At 67.5% G+C, this 14,577-nt stretch carries 16 protein-coding genes; 14 read left to right on the top strand and 2 right to left on the bottom strand.

The window, feature by feature from the left end; translation table 11 throughout:
* Positions 1-648: a hypothetical protein gene (locus OG474_RS08305; RefSeq protein WP_405061638.1), complete on the bottom strand. Its 648-nt coding sequence runs from the start codon at positions 646-648 to the stop codon at positions 1-3.
* Positions 649-837: 189 nt separating this feature from the next.
* Positions 838-2,517: a dolichyl-phosphate-mannose--protein mannosyltransferase gene (locus OG474_RS08300; protein ID WP_405061637.1), complete on the bottom strand. Its 1,680-nt coding sequence runs from the start codon at positions 2,515-2,517 to the stop codon at positions 838-840.
* Between the two features lie 94 nt (positions 2,518-2,611).
* Between OG474_RS08300 and OG474_RS08295 the strand changes: the two genes are divergently transcribed.
* The 14 genes from OG474_RS08295 to OG474_RS08230 all read left to right on the top strand — a co-directional run bounded on the left by OG474_RS08295 (position 2,612) and on the right by OG474_RS08230 (position 14,540).
* Positions 2,612-2,848, top strand: a complete 237-nt coding sequence (locus OG474_RS08295; RefSeq protein WP_405061636.1) for a hypothetical protein — start codon at positions 2,612-2,614, stop codon at positions 2,846-2,848.
* A complete protein-coding gene (locus OG474_RS08290; RefSeq protein WP_405061635.1) occupies positions 2,845-3,264 on the top strand; it encodes a type II toxin-antitoxin system VapC family toxin in 420 nt (139 codons plus the stop codon). Before OG474_RS08295 ends, OG474_RS08290 begins: the two co-directional genes overlap by 4 nt.
* Complete coding sequence (rsmI, locus tag OG474_RS08285; protein WP_405061634.1) at positions 3,261-4,103, top strand: 16S rRNA (cytidine(1402)-2'-O)-methyltransferase; 843 nt, start codon at positions 3,261-3,263, stop codon at positions 4,101-4,103. Before OG474_RS08290 ends, rsmI begins: the two co-directional genes overlap by 4 nt.
* A 28-nt stretch (positions 4,104-4,131) precedes the next feature.
* Positions 4,132-5,703 carry a methionine--tRNA ligase gene (gene metG / locus OG474_RS08280; RefSeq protein WP_405061633.1) on the top strand — a complete coding sequence of 524 codons (1,572 nt, stop codon included), beginning with the start codon at positions 4,132-4,134 and terminating at the stop codon, positions 5,701-5,703.
* A gap of 98 nt (positions 5,704-5,801) precedes the next feature.
* Positions 5,802-6,713 carry an NADP-dependent oxidoreductase gene (locus OG474_RS08275; protein WP_405061632.1) on the top strand — a complete coding sequence of 304 codons (912 nt, stop codon included), beginning with the start codon at positions 5,802-5,804 and terminating at the stop codon, positions 6,711-6,713.
* Between the two features lie 116 nt (positions 6,714-6,829).
* Complete coding sequence (metG, locus tag OG474_RS08270; protein ID WP_405061631.1) at positions 6,830-8,593, top strand: methionine--tRNA ligase; 1,764 nt, start codon at positions 6,830-6,832, stop codon at positions 8,591-8,593.
* A 136-nt stretch (positions 8,594-8,729) separates the two neighbouring features.
* Positions 8,730-9,143 (top strand): SRPBCC domain-containing protein, encoded by a 414-nt coding sequence (locus tag OG474_RS08265; protein ID WP_405061630.1) that lies wholly within the window; start codon positions 8,730-8,732, stop codon positions 9,141-9,143.
* Between the two features lie 5 nt (positions 9,144-9,148).
* Positions 9,149-10,063 carry a TatD family hydrolase gene (locus OG474_RS08260; RefSeq protein ID WP_405061629.1) on the top strand — a complete coding sequence of 305 codons (915 nt, stop codon included), beginning with the start codon at positions 9,149-9,151 and terminating at the stop codon, positions 10,061-10,063.
* The gene (locus OG474_RS08255) at positions 10,064-10,678 is read left to right on the top strand and encodes a nitroreductase family protein (protein WP_405061628.1); all 615 of its coding nucleotides are present in this window, start codon (positions 10,064-10,066) and stop codon (positions 10,676-10,678) included.
* 216 nt (positions 10,679-10,894) lie between these two features.
* Positions 10,895-12,004, top strand: coding sequence for a ubiquitin-like domain-containing protein (locus tag OG474_RS08250; RefSeq protein ID WP_405061627.1), 1,110 nt, complete (start codon positions 10,895-10,897; stop codon positions 12,002-12,004).
* A 74-nt stretch (positions 12,005-12,078) separates the two neighbouring features.
* The gene (gene rsmA / locus OG474_RS08245) at positions 12,079-12,912 is read left to right on the top strand and encodes a 16S rRNA (adenine(1518)-N(6)/adenine(1519)-N(6))-dimethyltransferase RsmA (RefSeq protein WP_405061626.1); all 834 of its coding nucleotides are present in this window, start codon (positions 12,079-12,081) and stop codon (positions 12,910-12,912) included.
* Positions 12,913-12,923: 11 nt separating this feature from the next.
* Entirely contained in the window at positions 12,924-13,862 is a 939-nt protein-coding gene (locus OG474_RS08240; RefSeq protein ID WP_405061625.1) for a 4-(cytidine 5'-diphospho)-2-C-methyl-D-erythritol kinase, read from the top strand.
* A 31-nt stretch (positions 13,863-13,893) separates the two neighbouring features.
* Positions 13,894-14,148, top strand: a complete 255-nt coding sequence (locus OG474_RS08235; RefSeq protein WP_405061624.1) for a type II toxin-antitoxin system Phd/YefM family antitoxin — start codon at positions 13,894-13,896, stop codon at positions 14,146-14,148.
* A 14-nt stretch (positions 14,149-14,162) separates the two neighbouring features.
* A complete protein-coding gene (locus tag OG474_RS08230; RefSeq protein ID WP_405061623.1) occupies positions 14,163-14,540 on the top strand; it encodes a type II toxin-antitoxin system VapC family toxin in 378 nt (125 codons plus the stop codon).
* Positions 14,541-14,577: the final 37 nt, after the last annotated feature.

Below are 14,577 nucleotides of genomic sequence, written 5' to 3'. Positions count from 1 at the left end.
CTAGGAGAAGATCACGCCGACCTCGGACAGCGTGACCGGCACGAGGAGCCAGAAGGCTCCGCCGCCGAGGGTTGGCGTCAGGACCTCGCAGCGGTACGGCGTCTTGGCGCCGATCGTGACCACCTGGGCCGCGGGCATGTCGTCGCAGCGCAGTTCGCTGTCGCCGCCGCTGAGCTGATACCAGTTGGCGTACACGGACTCCCGCAGCAGGACTCCTTGCAGTGGTTTCGCCTCGTAGACCGCGAGGTAGTCGACTCCTGGTTTGTAGTTCTTGGCGATGGTCACTCGCCACTTCACGGTCTGACCGGAGTAGGTCACCGTGCAGTCCGACACCGCCCCCGCCTTCAACCGGATGGTGGGGCACTGAACGGTCGTCTTCGCCTCGAAGCCGGCGATGAGCTGGGTGCGCTGCTGCAGCTTGGCGACGACCTGCTGGGTGATCGACTTGTGCTTGTCAGCGGAAACGTCGTCGCTCGAGCCCTTGAGCAGCCGGCGCTTCGGCCTGGTCACCACTACCGCCGTCAGCGGCTTCGGTGTCGAGGCCGCCGGAGTCGGAGTCGATGTCGGAGCGGGGGCCGGGGCAGGCTTGTCGGTGCTGCATCCGGCGAGCGGCAGCAGCATCGCGAGAACCATCAGTACGCGTCGCACGTCGCGCAGCTTAGTGGTGTGTCGCGGTCAAACCTCGGCACTGGCGGCGCCCAGGCACGCACCTCGCGGCGTTGGAGGGAAAGCCACGATGGAAAAACATCGAGGCTTCCCCTCCGCCTTGCGATGCACGCACCTGGACACCGCCAGCACTCGAGCTTTCACCACGACACACCACTAGGCGCGACGGGATCAGATCCAGGTCTTGAACCACATCCGGCTGAGCCAGTCGGGGTGCGGGAGGACCTGGTCGGTGAGGATCGGCCAGATGTAGGCGAAGTTCAGGACGACCAGGACGACGAAGGCGCCGACGATCGCGCTGCCGATCAGGCGGCGGGGCGCTGGAGCGCCTTCGAGGGTTTTCGCCGGCCCCAGGATCTTGCCGAGCACGAGGGCGACCGCCATCACGGTGAAGGGGATCATCGTGACGGCGTAGAAGAAGAAGATCGGTCTGTCGTCGTAGGCGAACCACGGCACCCAGCAGGTGACGAAACCGATCAGCGGGATCCCGAATCGCCAGTCGCGCTGGGCTGTCCACAGCACGATCCCGGCGAGCAGGGCCAGGGCTCCGCCCCACCACAGGAGCGGCGTACCGACGGCGGAGATCACCGACAGGCAGTTCGTGCCGGCGGGCGGGTTGCAGCCGGGTGAGCCGGCCTTGATGTCGTTGACGGCGTCGAAGCCGATCGGGCGGGCGATGATCGGCCAGCCGGCCGGGTTCGAGGCGTAGGGGTGGGTGGCCTTCTTGATGTAGTCGCCGGTGTGGAAGTCGTAGACCTCCTGGTGGTAATGAATCAGTGACCGGAAGTCGTCCGGCACGAGCTTCATCACGCCGGTGGCCGGGTTGTTCGCGGCGTAGTCGTGGTCGTAGGCGTTGTCGTGCAGCAGCCAGCCGGTCCAGGTCGCGGTGTAGGTGATCCCGGCGACCAGCACGATACTCACGAACGCCGGGATGCCGTCGATCAGCACCGACTTCACGAACGTGAACCGCGCCCCGAGGGCGCGCCGGGCACCGAAGTCCCACGCGAAGACCAGGATGCCGAAGGCGGCCAGCACCCAGACCGCCGACCACTTGGTGCCGAGCGCGAGCCCGAAGCAGACCCCGGCCAGCAGACGCCACGGCCGGATCAGCAGCCAGCGGCCGAACTTGGCCGGTTCGTCGGTCTCGACCTTGGAGAGGGAGTCCGCATGCCGGCGGCGGGTCCAGTCCCGGTCGCAGACCAGGCAGGAGACGGCCGCGACCAGCCAGAACGCCAGGAACACGTCCAGCAGTGCGACCCGCGACATCACGAAGTGCAGACCGTCGACCGCGAGCAGCAGCCCGGCGATCGCGCCGATCAGTGTCGAGCGCGTCATCCGCCGTACCGTCCGAATGACCAGCAGAACCGTCAGCGTGCCGAACAGGGCAGGCATGAACCGCCAGCCGAACGGCGTCATCCCGAACAGCTGCTCACCGACCGCGATCATCCACTTGCCGACCTCTGGGTGCACGGTCAGGCTCGGAGTGTCCTTGAAGACGTCCAGATTCCCGGCGAGGATCGCCTTGTCGGCGGCCCCCTCGGGCTGGTCGATGAACTGCCGCGCGTAGCCGAACTTCAGCAGGCTGTACGCGTCCTTGGCGTAGTACGTCTCGTCGAAGACGAACTTCACCGGGTTGCTCAGGTTCCAGAACCGGAGGAACCCGGCCAGCACGGTGATCGCCAGCGTGGCGATCCACCCGCCCTCGAAGTCCCTCGGCATCGCCGGATACAGCCGCTCCCGCAACGACGGCAACCGCCGTCCGAGCACGTCCCTGCCCAGCGCGTCGCGCTCCTCGGCAGCGTCCCCTCGCCGCGCGGTCCCGTCCTCGATCAAGGCAGTCACGCCCGCCATCGTACGGAGCCCGGTGTCACACCGCCTCCTCCCCTCGAAGGAACTGGCTGTGGATCACTGAAAACGGTCGGCAGAACCTTCTACACTGAGTCACATGAGCACGCCGAAGGAAGACCTGCACGCACTGGTCGAGTCGATGTCCGACCGCGCCGCGGCCGACCTGCTGCCAAGAGTCCGCCTGCTCAATCTGGAGGCGGAGGCGCGGGCCGAGCGCCGGCCGGCGTCGACCTGGCCGCCTGCCTGGGTCGCGTCGGTGGACGGGACCAGCCCGGATTTTTCGGAACGCATCGACGAGATGCTGGCTGAAGGACTCGGACACAGCCCGAAGTGATTGTCGTAGATACCGGCCCGATCGTTGCCGCCGCGCTTACGGCGGACACCAATCATCGCCGCTGCGTCGACCTGTTCGCATCACTCCGGCTGAACAACGAGGAGTTGGTGATACCGCCATTCGTGGTGACGGAGGTGTGCTACCTACTCGCAAAGGCTGGCGGCCCCAAGGCGGAGATGGCCTTCGTCCGATCGCTGGCAGCCGGCGACTTCATCATCGCAAGCACGCCGGCGAGCACGCTCGACAGAATGGCTGACTTGATCGGTCAGTATGCCGATCTTCCTCTCGGCCTGGCCGATGCCTCCGTGATCACACTCGCGGAGCAGTTGGAGGTTCAAGAGGTGGCAACGCTGGACCGACGTCACTTTTCTGTCGTTCGGCCTCGGCACGTCGATGCGTTCACACTGCTCCCATGACCGGGCGATTGGTGTTGGCGGGGACGCCTATTGGGGACTTCTCGGATGCCTCGCCACGGTTGGGCCGGATCTTGAGTACGGCGGACGTGGTGGCGGCGGAGGACACGCGGCGGCTGCGCCGGCTGACGACCGACCTCGCGATCAGCGTGAGCGGGCGGGTGGTCAGCTACTTCGAGGGGAACGAGCGGGAGCGGACGCCGGAGCTGCTGGCTGCGCTGCTGGCCGGGCAGACCGTGGTGGTGGTGACGGACGCGGGGATGCCGAGCGTGTCGGATCCCGGTTACCGGCTGGTCGCCGCGGCGATCGAGGCCGAGGTGGACGTGACCGCCGTACCGGGGCCGTCTGCGGTGCTGACCGCGCTGGCGCTGAGCGGGCTGCCGGTGGACCGGTTCACGTTCGAGGGGTTCCTGCCGCGGAAGCAGGGGGAGCGGTCCAAGGTGCTGGCCGAGCTGGCGGACGAGCCGCGGACGATGGTGTTCTTCGAGGCGCCGCACCGGCTGACCCAGTCGCTGGAGGCGATGGCCGAGGCGTTCGGCCCGGATCGCCGGACGGCGGTCTGCCGGGAGCTGACGAAGACGTATGAAGAGGTCAAGCGCGGCCCGGTCGCGGATCTCGTCGCCTGGTCGAAGGACGGCGTACGGGGTGAGATCACCGTCGTCGTGGCCGGCGCGGACCCGAACAAGGTGATGACAGCGGCGGACCTGGCGCGTGAGGTCGCCGTGGACGAGGAGGCGGGCACACCGCGGAAGCAGGCGATCTCCGATGTCGCCAAGCGGTTCAACGTGCCCAAGCGGACCGTGTACGACGCCGTACTGGCCGCACGAGACCCCGGTAAATAGGACTGGTCTGCGGCACTACCCTTGACCCATGTCCGAGAAGGCCTATTACGTCACGACCCCGATCTACTACGTCACGGCGCCGCCGCACATCGGCAGTGCCTACACGACGGTCGCCGGGGATGTCCTGACGCGCTGGCACGCCCAGCGCGGTGAGCGGAAGTGGTACCTGACGGGTACCGACGAGCACGGCGAGAAGGTGATGCGCAGCGCTGAGGCGCAGGGCATGTCGCCGCAGGCGTGGACGGACAAGCTGGTCGAGGAGTCCTGGAAGCCGGCCTGGGTCGACGTCGACATCGCGTACGACGACTTCATCCGGACCACCGAGCAGCGGCACACCGAGCGGGTCCGCGAGTTCTGGCAGAAGCTCTACGACAAGGGCGACGTCTACAAGGGCGAGTACGAGGGCCTGTACTGCGTCGGCTGCGAGGAGTTCAAGCTGCCGACCGACATCCGCACGGACGAGGACGGCACCCAGCGGTGCATGATCCACGGCACCGAGCTGGAGACGGTCTCGGAGACGAACTACTTCTTCCGGCTCTCGGCGTACGGCGACAAGCTGCTCGAGCTCTACGAGTCGCAGCCCGATTTCGTGGCGCCGGCCAGCGCGCGCAACGAGGTGATCGCGTTCGTCAAGCAGGGGCTGCAGGACCTGTCGATCACCCGCTCGACCTTCGACTGGGGGATCCCGGTCCCGTGGGACGAGGAGCACGTCCTCTACGTCTGGATCGACGCGCTGCTGAACTACGTGACGGCGGCCGGCTACGGCACCGACCCGGAGCGGTTCGAGGAGCTGTGGCCGGTCGACGTGCACCTGGTCGGCAAGGACATCCTCCGGTTCCACGCGGTGATCTGGCCGGCGATGCTGATGGCCGCCGAGGTCGCGACGCCGAAGCAGGTCTTCGCGCACGGCTGGCTGCTGGTCGGCGGCGAGAAGATGAGCAAGTCGAAGCTGACCGCGATCCCGCCGCACGAGATCACCGACCACTTCGGTTCGGACGCCTTCCGCTACTACTTCCTGCGGACGATCCAGTTCGGCTCGGACGGCTCCTTCTCCTGGGAGCACCTGAGCGCGGTCTACACCTCCGAGCTGGCGAACGGCCTGGGCAACCTGGCCAGCCGGATCGCGGCCATGGTCGGCAAGTACTTCGACGGCGCGCTGCCGGAGGCCACGGACCACGGACCGGCCGAGCAGGCTCTGGCAGACAAGCTGGCCCAGACGGTCGCCACGGCTGAGCAGGCGATCGAGACCCTCGCGTTCCAGGACGCGCTGGCCGCGATCAACGAGCTGGTCGGCGCTGTGAACGGCTACGTCTCCGAGCAGGAGCCGTGGAAGGTGGCCAAGGACGACTCCCAGCGGGAGCGCCTGGCCACGATCCTGTACTCGGCCGCCGAGGTGCTGCGGGCGGTCGCCGTACTGCACAACCCGACGATGCCGAAGGCTGCCGCCAAGCTCTGGGAGCTGCTCGGGGCCGAGGCCAAGCTCGGCTCGCTCACCGACCAGCGCATCCAGGACGCCGGCACCTGGGGCCAGCTCCCGGCCGGCGCCGTCCTGGTGAAGGGCGACGCGCTGTTCCCGCGGCTGGCCGAGGTCGAGGCGTAAGTTTTTTCGGCAACCGGGAATACCCCGCTGGGCGAGACGGTTGATGCTTCAAGTACCACAAACTTGAAGCATCAACTCAATTGTCGGTGGAGGTTGTCATGCAGGCGGTCGTGTACGAAGAGTTCGGTGGTCCCGAGGTTCTGCAGGTGCGCGAGTTCGACGAGCCGCACGCGGGGCCGGGCGAGGTCCGGATCGCGGTGCGCGCGGCCGGCGTGAACCCGTTCGACTTCAAGGTGCGCCGGGGTTACATGCAGCCGAACCTGCCCGCGGCGCTCCCCGCCGTACCGGGTTATGAGGTTGCCGGTGTCGTGGACGAGGTCGGCGAGGGTGTCACGGACTTCGTCGTCGGTGACGAGGTCGTCGGCTGGTCGAAGACCGGCGGGTACGCCGCGCACGCGGTGGCCGGTGCGATCGCCAAGAAGCCGGCCGAGGTGTCCTTCGAAGAGGCCGTGACGCTGCCCGTCGCCGGTGAGACTTCGGTTCGGGCGCTCCGCGAGCTCGGCCTGAAGGAAGGCGAGACGCTCCTCGTCCACGGTGCCGCTGGTGGGGTCGGCGTAGTCGGCGTCCAGCTGGCCGTCGCCCTTGGCGCGACCGTGATCGGCACCGCCTCCGAGGCGAACCACGAGTACCTCCGCTCCCTCGGCGTCATCCCGGTCCTGTACGGCGAAGGCCTCGTCGACCGCGTCCGCGCAGTCGCACCGCAGGGCATCGACGCCGTCTACGACGTCGCGGGCAAGGGTGCGCTGCCGGACTCCATCGAGCTCCGCGGCGGCACCGACCGCGTCCTCACCGTCGCCGACCCGACTGCGGCCGACCATGGGATCCCGTTCTCCATGGGCACCGGCGACCCCGTCGAGCAGGCCGCGGACCTCCGCGCCCAGCTCCAGCTCGCCGCCGAAGGCAAGCTCCAGCTGAAGGTCGCCGAGACCTTCGCCCTCACCGACGTCGTCAAGGCGGTCGAGATCTCCGAGGGCGGCCACGTCTCCGGCAAGCTCGTCCTGAAGCCGTAGGCCTGTACCTGCCGGCAATACTTCCACCAGCGATAGTATCTCTGGTGGAAGTATTGGTTGGCGGCGTGGTGAAATCCCATCGCTCGCGGCAGTCCTGACGATTTACAGTCAGCCGCATGACCAATGTTCTGTCTGCTGTTGCCTGGCCGTATGCGAACGGCCCTCGGCATATCGGCCATGTCTCCGGGTTCGGTGTGCCCTCCGACGTGTTCAGCCGGTACTCGCGGATGGCCGGTCACGACGTACTGATGGTGTCCGGGACGGACGAGCACGGTACGCCGATTCTGGTGCAGGCGGAGCAGGAGGGCGTGAGCCCGCAGGAGCTCGCGGATCGGTACAACCGGATCATCGTGGAGGACCTGCAGGGGCTCGGGTTGTCGTACGACCTGTTCACCCGGACGACCACTCGCAACCACTATGCCGTTGCCCAGGAACTGTTCAAAGTCGTTCACCGCAACGGATATCTCGTTCCGCGGACCACGCAGGGCGCCATCTCACCGTCTACCGGACGTACGTTGCCGGACCGGTATATCGAGGGCACCTGCCCGATTTGCGGGTACGACGGCGCACGGGGTGACCAGTGCGACAACTGCGGCAATCAGCTGGATGCGATTGACCTGCGCAATCCGCGGAGCCGGATCAATGGCGAGACGCCGGTGTTCGTGGAGACCGAGCATCTGTTCCTGGATCTGCCGGCATTGGCTGATCAGCTGGGCGGCTGGTTGCAGACTCGGAGCGGCTGGCGGCCGAACGTACTGAAGTTCGCCTTGAACCTGCTGGACGACGTCCGGCCGCGGGCGATGACTCGCGACATCGACTGGGGGATCCCGGTGCCGCTGCCGGGGTGGGACGGCAAGCGGTTGTACGTCTGGTTCGATGCGGTCATCGGGTATCTGTCGGCCAGCATCGAGTGGGCCCGGCGGACCGGTGATCCGGATGCCTGGCGGCGCTGGTGGTGCGATCCGGCGGCCGAGTCCTACTACTTCATGGGCAAGGAGAACATCACCTTCCACGCCCAGATCTGGCCGGCCGAGCTGCTTGCTCACAACGCGGCTCCCGGGGCGTACGGCGTACTGAATCTGCCGACCGAGGTGGTCAGCAGCGAGTTCCTCACGCAGGAGGGGCGGAAGTTCTCGTCGTCGCGGTCGGTGGTGATCTACGTCCGCGATGTGCTGGAGCGGTATGGGCCGGACGCGCTGCGCTACTTCCTGTCGGTGGCCGGTCCGGAGACTCAGGACACGGATTTCACGTGGTCCGAGTTCGTCCGCCGCAACAACGACGAGCTGGTCGGCACCTGGGGCAACCTGGTGAACCGCACGGCCTCGATGATCAACCGCAACTTCGGCGCCCTTCCGCCGGCTGTTTCGTTGCTGGATGCCGACCGGGATTTGCTTGCCAAGAGCAACCAGGCGTTCGGTGCCGTCGGCGAGCTGCTCCGGCAGCATCGGGTGAAGCAGGCGCTCGGTACGGCGATGGGCAACGCGGCCGACGCCAACCAGTACCTCTCCCAACAGGCCCCGTGGAAGGAAACGGACCTGGCTCGTCGTGGAACCGTCCTGCACGTGGCAGCCCAGGTGGTCGCCGACACCAACCGCCTCCTCGCGCCGTTCCTTCCGCACTCGGCGGAACGTGTCCACCAGACGCTGGGCGGGGTCGGCGCCTTCGCGCCCAGCCCCGAGATCCGCGAGGTGGACGACCTGGACGGCGGGTCGCCGTACCCGATCATCACCGGCGACTACGGCACCCAGCCCAGCTGGGCCTCGGTGCCGATCGTCCCCGGTACGCCGATCGCCCCGCCCACCCCGATCTTCACCAAGCTCGCTCCTTCGGTCGTCGACGAGGAGCTGGCCCGGCTGCAAAGCGTCGCCAAGGACACGTAGTAGTCACCAGCTCGGCCGGGCTCGGGCGTGGCTTTGGCTCCGCCCGAGCGCGAGGGGGCGACTACTACGTGTTCTTACCGACGCAGTTGACGCGTTTGTACAAGCGTGATGGGGACGGCAGGCCTACGGTCGGGGGATGGCTGACTATCTGGCGAGTGCTGAGATCGACATCGAGGCGACCCCCGAGCAGGTGTGGGAGGTGCTGACCAACCCGCCTGCGGAGTTGTGGTTCGGGGCGGAGGTCTCGAGCGACTGGCGGGTGGGCAGCCCGATCACCTGGAACGGCGAGTGGGAGGGCAAGCCGTATGAGGACAAGGGCGAGGTCCTTGAGATCGACCCCGGGCGGCTGCTGCGGTTCACCCACTTCAGCCCGCTGACCGGCAAGGACGACGTACCGGAGAACTACCACACACTGACCTGGACCTTGTCCGGGTCGACGCATCTGACGCTGACACAGGACAACAACGCAAGCGCCGAAGAGGCCGAGCACTCGACCGGCATGTGGACCCAACTGCTCGGCAAGGTGAAGAGCGCCGCCGAAGTAATCTAGACGCCATGGGTTCTGAGGGTGTCGAGGTCGAACGGCCGACGCGGGAGCGGGCTGCGATTGGCGAGGACGGGCGGTCGCGGGACCGGACCAGGCCGGTGGTGCCGGATCCGTTGCCGATGAGCGTGGTCGACGCGCACTGCCATCTGGATATCGCCGATGGTGAGGACGGGGCTTGGTTGAGCCCGGCCGAGGCGATCAAGCTCGCCGCGTCGGTGGGTGTCACGCGGATCGTGCAGATCGGTTGTGACCTGCCGGGGTCGGCGTGGGCTGTTGAAGCGGCCACCCAGTACCCGAATCTGATCGCCGGCGTATCGCTGCACCCGAACGAGGCTCCGAAGCTCAAGGCGGCGGGGGAGCTCGACAGTGCGCTGGCCGAGATCGAGCGGCTGGCGCAGAGCTCACCGAAGGTCCGGGTGATCGGTGAGACCGGTCTCGACTACTTCCGCACCGGCGAGGACGGCCGCGACGCGCAGCACGAATCGTTCGCCGCGCACATCGAACTGGCCAAGCGTCTCGACAAGACGCTGATGATCCACGACCGCGACGCGCACGACGACATTCTCAAGATCCTCGACCGCGAAGGTGTCCCGGATCGCCTTGTCATGCACTGCTTTTCGGGTGATACCGAGTTCGCGCGCGAGTGTGTCAACCGCGGTGCGTTCCTCAGTTTCGCCGGTGTGATCACCTTCAAGAACGCCAACTCGCTGCGCAACGCGCTCGCCGTCACACCGCTCGACCGCGTGCTCGTCGAGACCGATGCGCCGTACCTGACGCCGTCTCCGCATCGCGGGCAGCCGAACGCGTCGTACCTGATCCCGCACACGGTCCGGAAGATGGCCGGCACCCTGAACATCTCGGTCGCCGAGCTGTGCGAGGCCCTCAACCGGAACGCCGATCGGGCGTTCGGAGGGACCTGGTAGATGGAGTTCGGTGAGGTTGTCCGCAAGCGCCGGATGGTCCGCAACTACGACCCCGACCGGCCGATCCCCGACGAAATCCGGGAACGGATCCTGGAAAACGGTCTCCGAGCGCCTTCCGGCGGGTTCACGCAGGGCTGGGCGTTCCTGACGCTGGAGGGCTCCGACCGCGAGCGGTACTGGGAAATCGCGGCCGCGGACCCCGATCCGAAGTATGTGGAATGGATCACAGGGCTGCGCCGGGCGCCGCTGCTGATTCTGGCCTTCGCGCACAAGGCCGCGTACCTCGATCGGTACACCGAATCCGACAAGGGCTGGACCGACCGCGACGAGGCGCGCTGGACCGCGCCGTACTGGTACGTCGACACCGGGATGGCGTCGCTGCTGATGCTGCAGACGGTGGTCGACGAAGGCTTGGGAGCCTGCTTTTTCGGGCCGCCGGCGGACAAAGTGCCGGCCCTGCTGGCCGAGTTCGGCGTACCGGCCGGGTTCGACCTGATCGGCCTGATGTCGGTCGGCTACCGGGCCCCGGACAAGCGGTCGCCGTCGCTGCGAAGAGGGCGTCGTACGACGGCCGAGGTGGTGCATCGGGGGCAGTGGGGGAATCACCAGGTGTAGTTGGTCCACTACACCTTTTTGCGACTCGCCGACTAGAGGATTGGCGCTAGCGCGACTTCTTCGTTATGGTCCCGTGATGTTGGCCGGGATCGGGGAAGATCACGGACAGCACGCCCCTCGGCGCCGATCTTGGTCGCCGGACCACCGGTCCGGAGATTGTGACCGCTGCCAGTGCTGTCCCACCTCGTGCCCGGGTAGACCTACCTGGGAGCTTTAGTGCGTAAGTCCATCATCGCCGCTGTCGGTCTGACAGCCGCGATCGCCGTCGTGGGTGGCTCCGTGGCCTACGCCACGAAGAGCAAGACGGTCAGCCTCTCCATCGACGGCCAGGTGCAGAAGGTCCACACCTTCGGCTCCACCGTCTCCGACGCCCTCAAGGCCGAGAAGGTTCAGGTCGGTGACCACGACGTGGTCGCACCGGCGCTGGACTCGAAGCTGCAGGACAACCAGGAGATCGCGGTGCAGTACGGCCGCCAGCTGACCGTGAACGCCGACGGCGTCAAGAAGGCCTTCTGGACCACGGCCGACACCGTGTCCGAGGCGCTCGCCGATCTTGGTCTGCGGTACGACAGCTCGGCGTTCTTCTCCACCAGCCGGAGTGCACCCCTCGGGCGCGAAGGGCTGGACCTCACGGTCAAGACCCCGAAGACGGTCTCGATCGTCCGGCAGGGCAAGGCCGTCACCTCCAAGCTGATGGTCACGACCGTCGGTGAGGCCCTGACCGCCGCGAAGATCGCGTGGGACAAGGACGACAAGATCACCCCGGCGCCGGCCACCGTGCTGAAGACGGGCGTGAACACGATCGGCTTCGTCAAGGTCGACCTCAAGGAGGTCACCCGGACCGAGAAGGTTGCCCACGGCACCGACAAGACCGAGTCGGCCGTGCTGACCGAAGGCACCAAGAACGTCACCGCCCCGGGCAAGGACGGATCCAAGTCCGTCACCTACCTGTACACGTACCTCGACGGCAAGCTCAGCACCACCAAGGTCGTGACCACCAAGGTCCTGACCGAGGCTGTCGACGAGGAGGTCACGGTCGGCACCAAGCCGAAGCCCGAGGCCCCGGAGCCGCCCGCGAGCGGTAACACCGGCGCCTGGGACCGGATCGCCGCCTGTGAGTCGGGCGGTAACTGGGCGGCCAACACCCGCAACGGGTACTACGGCGGCCTGCAGTTCAGCAGCGGCACCTGGGCCGCCAACGGTGGCCGGGCGTACGCGCCCAACGCCCACCAGGCGACCAAGGCCCAGCAGATCGCGATCGCCGAGAAGGTTCGCGCGGCCCGCGGCAGCTACGCCGACTGGCCGGTCTGCGGCAAGAAGGCCTGAGCTGCAACACTGACGAGGTGACCTCGTCTGATTCATCCACTTCAGCCGGACCGAGACTCCTCGGTCCGGCTGAAGTGCGTTCACTGGCCGCCGCGCTCGGCGTCCGCCCGACCAAGCAGCGCGGCCAGAACTTCGTGATCGACCCGAACACGGTACGGCGGATCGTCCGGGCCGCCGAGCTGTCCGACGACGGCGAGACCGTGCTCGAGGTCGGGCCGGGGCTCGGGTCGCTGACGCTGGCATTGCTTGCCGAGGGCCACCGGGTGACCGCGGTCGAGATCGACCCCGTGCTGGCCGGCGCGCTGCCGGACACGATCGCGACGTACGCGCCTGGTCAGGCTGCCGCCTTCACCGTGGTGGAGGCGGACGCGATGACGGTCACGCCGGCCGACATCGGCGAGCCGACCGCGTGTGTGGCCAACCTGCCGTACAACGTCGCCGTACCGGTCCTCCTGCACCTCCTGCGGGTGTCGCCGTCGCTGCGGCACGGGCTGGTGATGGTCCAGTCCGAGGTCGCCGACCGGCTCGCGGCCGGTCCCGGTTCGCGGACGTACGGCGTACCGTCCGCCAAAGCCGCCTGGTACGCCGACGTGCGGCGCGCCGGACCGGTCGGGCGGAACGTGTTCTGGCCGGCACCGAACGTCGACTCCGGGCTGGTCGCCTTCTCGCGCCGGGAGCCACCGGCCACCGAAGCCACCCGCGAAGAGGTGTTCGCGGTCATCGAGGGCGCCTTCTCCCAGCGCCGCAAGACCGTCCGCTCGGCCCTGGCCCGCTGGATGCCGGACCGCGCCCAGCTCGACGAGGTGTTCCGGATCACAGGCATCGACCCGGGCCTGCGGGGCGAGATGCTGGGAATCGCCGAGTTCGCCGCCCTCGCAGGCGCAGCCCACTCCGTATCGCCTGCCTGATGCCCTAGCCTGTGCCCGTGTCCCCTTCTGCTGAGGTCACGGTGCGGGCGCCGGCCAAGATCAACCTGGGTCTGTCGGTCGGTCCGCCGTTGCCGGACGGCTTCCACCCGGTGGCCACGGTCTACCAGGCCGTGGCGCTGTACGACGACGTGACCGCCGTACTGCGGGAGGACGACGCCACGATCTCGGTCGAGGTGCTCGGCGACTTCGCGGCCGAGGTACCGACCGACGACACCAACCTCGCGGTCCGGGCGGCCCGCCTGCTGCAGGCGGAGTACGACGTCGAGGAAGGCGTCGACCTCACCATCCGCAAGACCATCCCGGTCGCGGGCGGCATGGCCGGCGGCTCGACCGACGCTGCGGCGACGCTCGTCGCGTGCAACCGGTTGTGGGGTCTGCAGCTGTCCCAGACCGAGCTGCAGGGCCTCGCGGCCGAGCTCGGCAGCGACGTACCGTTCTGCCTGGTCGGCCACACCGCCCTCGGCCGCGGCCGCGGCGAGCAGGTCACCGAGGTGATGTCCCGCGGCGTCTTCCACTGGGTCTTCGCGATCGCCGACGGCGGCCTGTCCACCCCCGCCGTCTATCAGGAGCTCGACCGCCTCCGCCCGCTCCGCCGCGTCGAACCCCCGCAGGTCCGCCCCGAGCTGATGTCCGCCCTGCTCTCCGGCCGCCCCGAAGCACTCGCCATTGCCGTCAGCAACGACCTCCAGGCCGCCGCCCTGTCGCTGCGCCCCGAGCTCGGCGACACCCTCCAGTTCGGCCTCGACCAGGGCGCCCTCGCCGCGATGATCTCCGGCTCCGGCCCCACCTGCCTCTTCCTCGCCGCCGACTCCCGCTCAGCCGTCGACCTCGCCGTGGAACTCGCCGAGTCCGGCCTCTGCCGCATGGTCCGCCAAGCCGAGGCCCCCGTCCCCGGCGCCCGAATCCTCCCCGCCTCCGTCTCCCGGTAGTACACTTAGCTAATCGGACTAAGGAGGGGTGATGGGCGAACCTGCGCAGTACAACATCCACGAGGCGAAGACCCAGTTGTCTCGCATCATCGAGCGGGTGGAGCACGGCGAGGAAGTGATCCTCAGTAGGGCCGGCCATCCCGTCGCCAAGGTTGTTCCACTCTCGGCGCACCGTGCCCGGCGGACCGGAGGCGGGTCGTTGGCCGGCCGGATCGACTGGTCGGACGGATGGGATTCACCGGAACTCAATGAGGAGATCGCAGACGACTTCGGTATTCCGTCGTGACCAATGTTCGTGGAGTGGCACGCCTTCTGTTGGACACTCATGTCCTGATCTGGTGGTTGCAGGGCAGCTCTGAATTGTCAGGAGAGCTCAAGGAACGCATCGAGACCGAGCTTGAGGTGTACGTCAGCGCCGCGTCCGTCTGGGAGCTTTCGATCAAGATGGCATCGGGGAAACTGCCTGCGCCGGACGACCTTCTCGAGTGGGTGCGCCGCAGTGGTGTCAGCGAATTGCCGATCAGCTTGGAGCACGGAGATGTTGCCGGGCGGCTGCCTGCGATCCATCGTGATCCGTTTGACCGGATGCTGATCGCGCAGGCCCTGGTCGAGCGGTTGACCCTCGTGACACGCGACGGCTTCATCCAGCAGTACGACGTACCGGTCCTGAAGGCCTGACCGGAAAATCGGTCGCCTGAGGTTGGCCGCGGTGTTA

This window comes from Kribbella sp. NBC_01505 (assembly GCF_045040285.1).
Classification (GTDB): domain Bacteria; phylum Actinomycetota; class Actinomycetes; order Propionibacteriales; family Kribbellaceae; genus Kribbella.
Note: the sequence above shows the minus strand (reverse complement) of the source record. Positions and strands in the feature narration are given on the sequence as shown.

Excerpts from the sequence above, each read along its gene's own strand:
- OG474_RS08235 (WP_405061624.1), top strand. The coding sequence starts at position 13,894 with ATGGGCGAACCTGCGCAGTACAACATCCACGAGGCGAAGACCCAGTTG.
- OG474_RS08265 (WP_405061630.1), top strand. The coding sequence starts at position 8,730 with ATGGCTGACTATCTGGCGAGTGCTGAGATCGACATCGAGGCGACCCCC.
- OG474_RS08295 (WP_405061636.1), top strand. The coding sequence starts at position 2,612 with ATGAGCACGCCGAAGGAAGACCTGCACGCACTGGTCGAGTCGATGTCC.
- metG (WP_405061633.1), top strand. The coding sequence starts at position 4,132 with ATGTCCGAGAAGGCCTATTACGTCACGACCCCGATCTACTACGTCACG.
- metG (WP_405061631.1), top strand. The coding sequence starts at position 6,830 with ATGACCAATGTTCTGTCTGCTGTTGCCTGGCCGTATGCGAACGGCCCT.
- rsmI (WP_405061634.1), top strand. The coding sequence starts at position 3,261 with ATGACCGGGCGATTGGTGTTGGCGGGGACGCCTATTGGGGACTTCTCG.
- OG474_RS08275 (WP_405061632.1), top strand. The coding sequence starts at position 5,802 with ATGCAGGCGGTCGTGTACGAAGAGTTCGGTGGTCCCGAGGTTCTGCAG.
- OG474_RS08300 (WP_405061637.1), bottom strand. The coding sequence starts at position 2,517 with ATGGCGGGCGTGACTGCCTTGATCGAGGACGGGACCGCGCGGCGAGGG.
- OG474_RS08255 (WP_405061628.1), top strand. The coding sequence starts at position 10,064 with ATGGAGTTCGGTGAGGTTGTCCGCAAGCGCCGGATGGTCCGCAACTAC.
- OG474_RS08260 (WP_405061629.1), top strand. The coding sequence starts at position 9,149 with ATGGGTTCTGAGGGTGTCGAGGTCGAACGGCCGACGCGGGAGCGGGCT.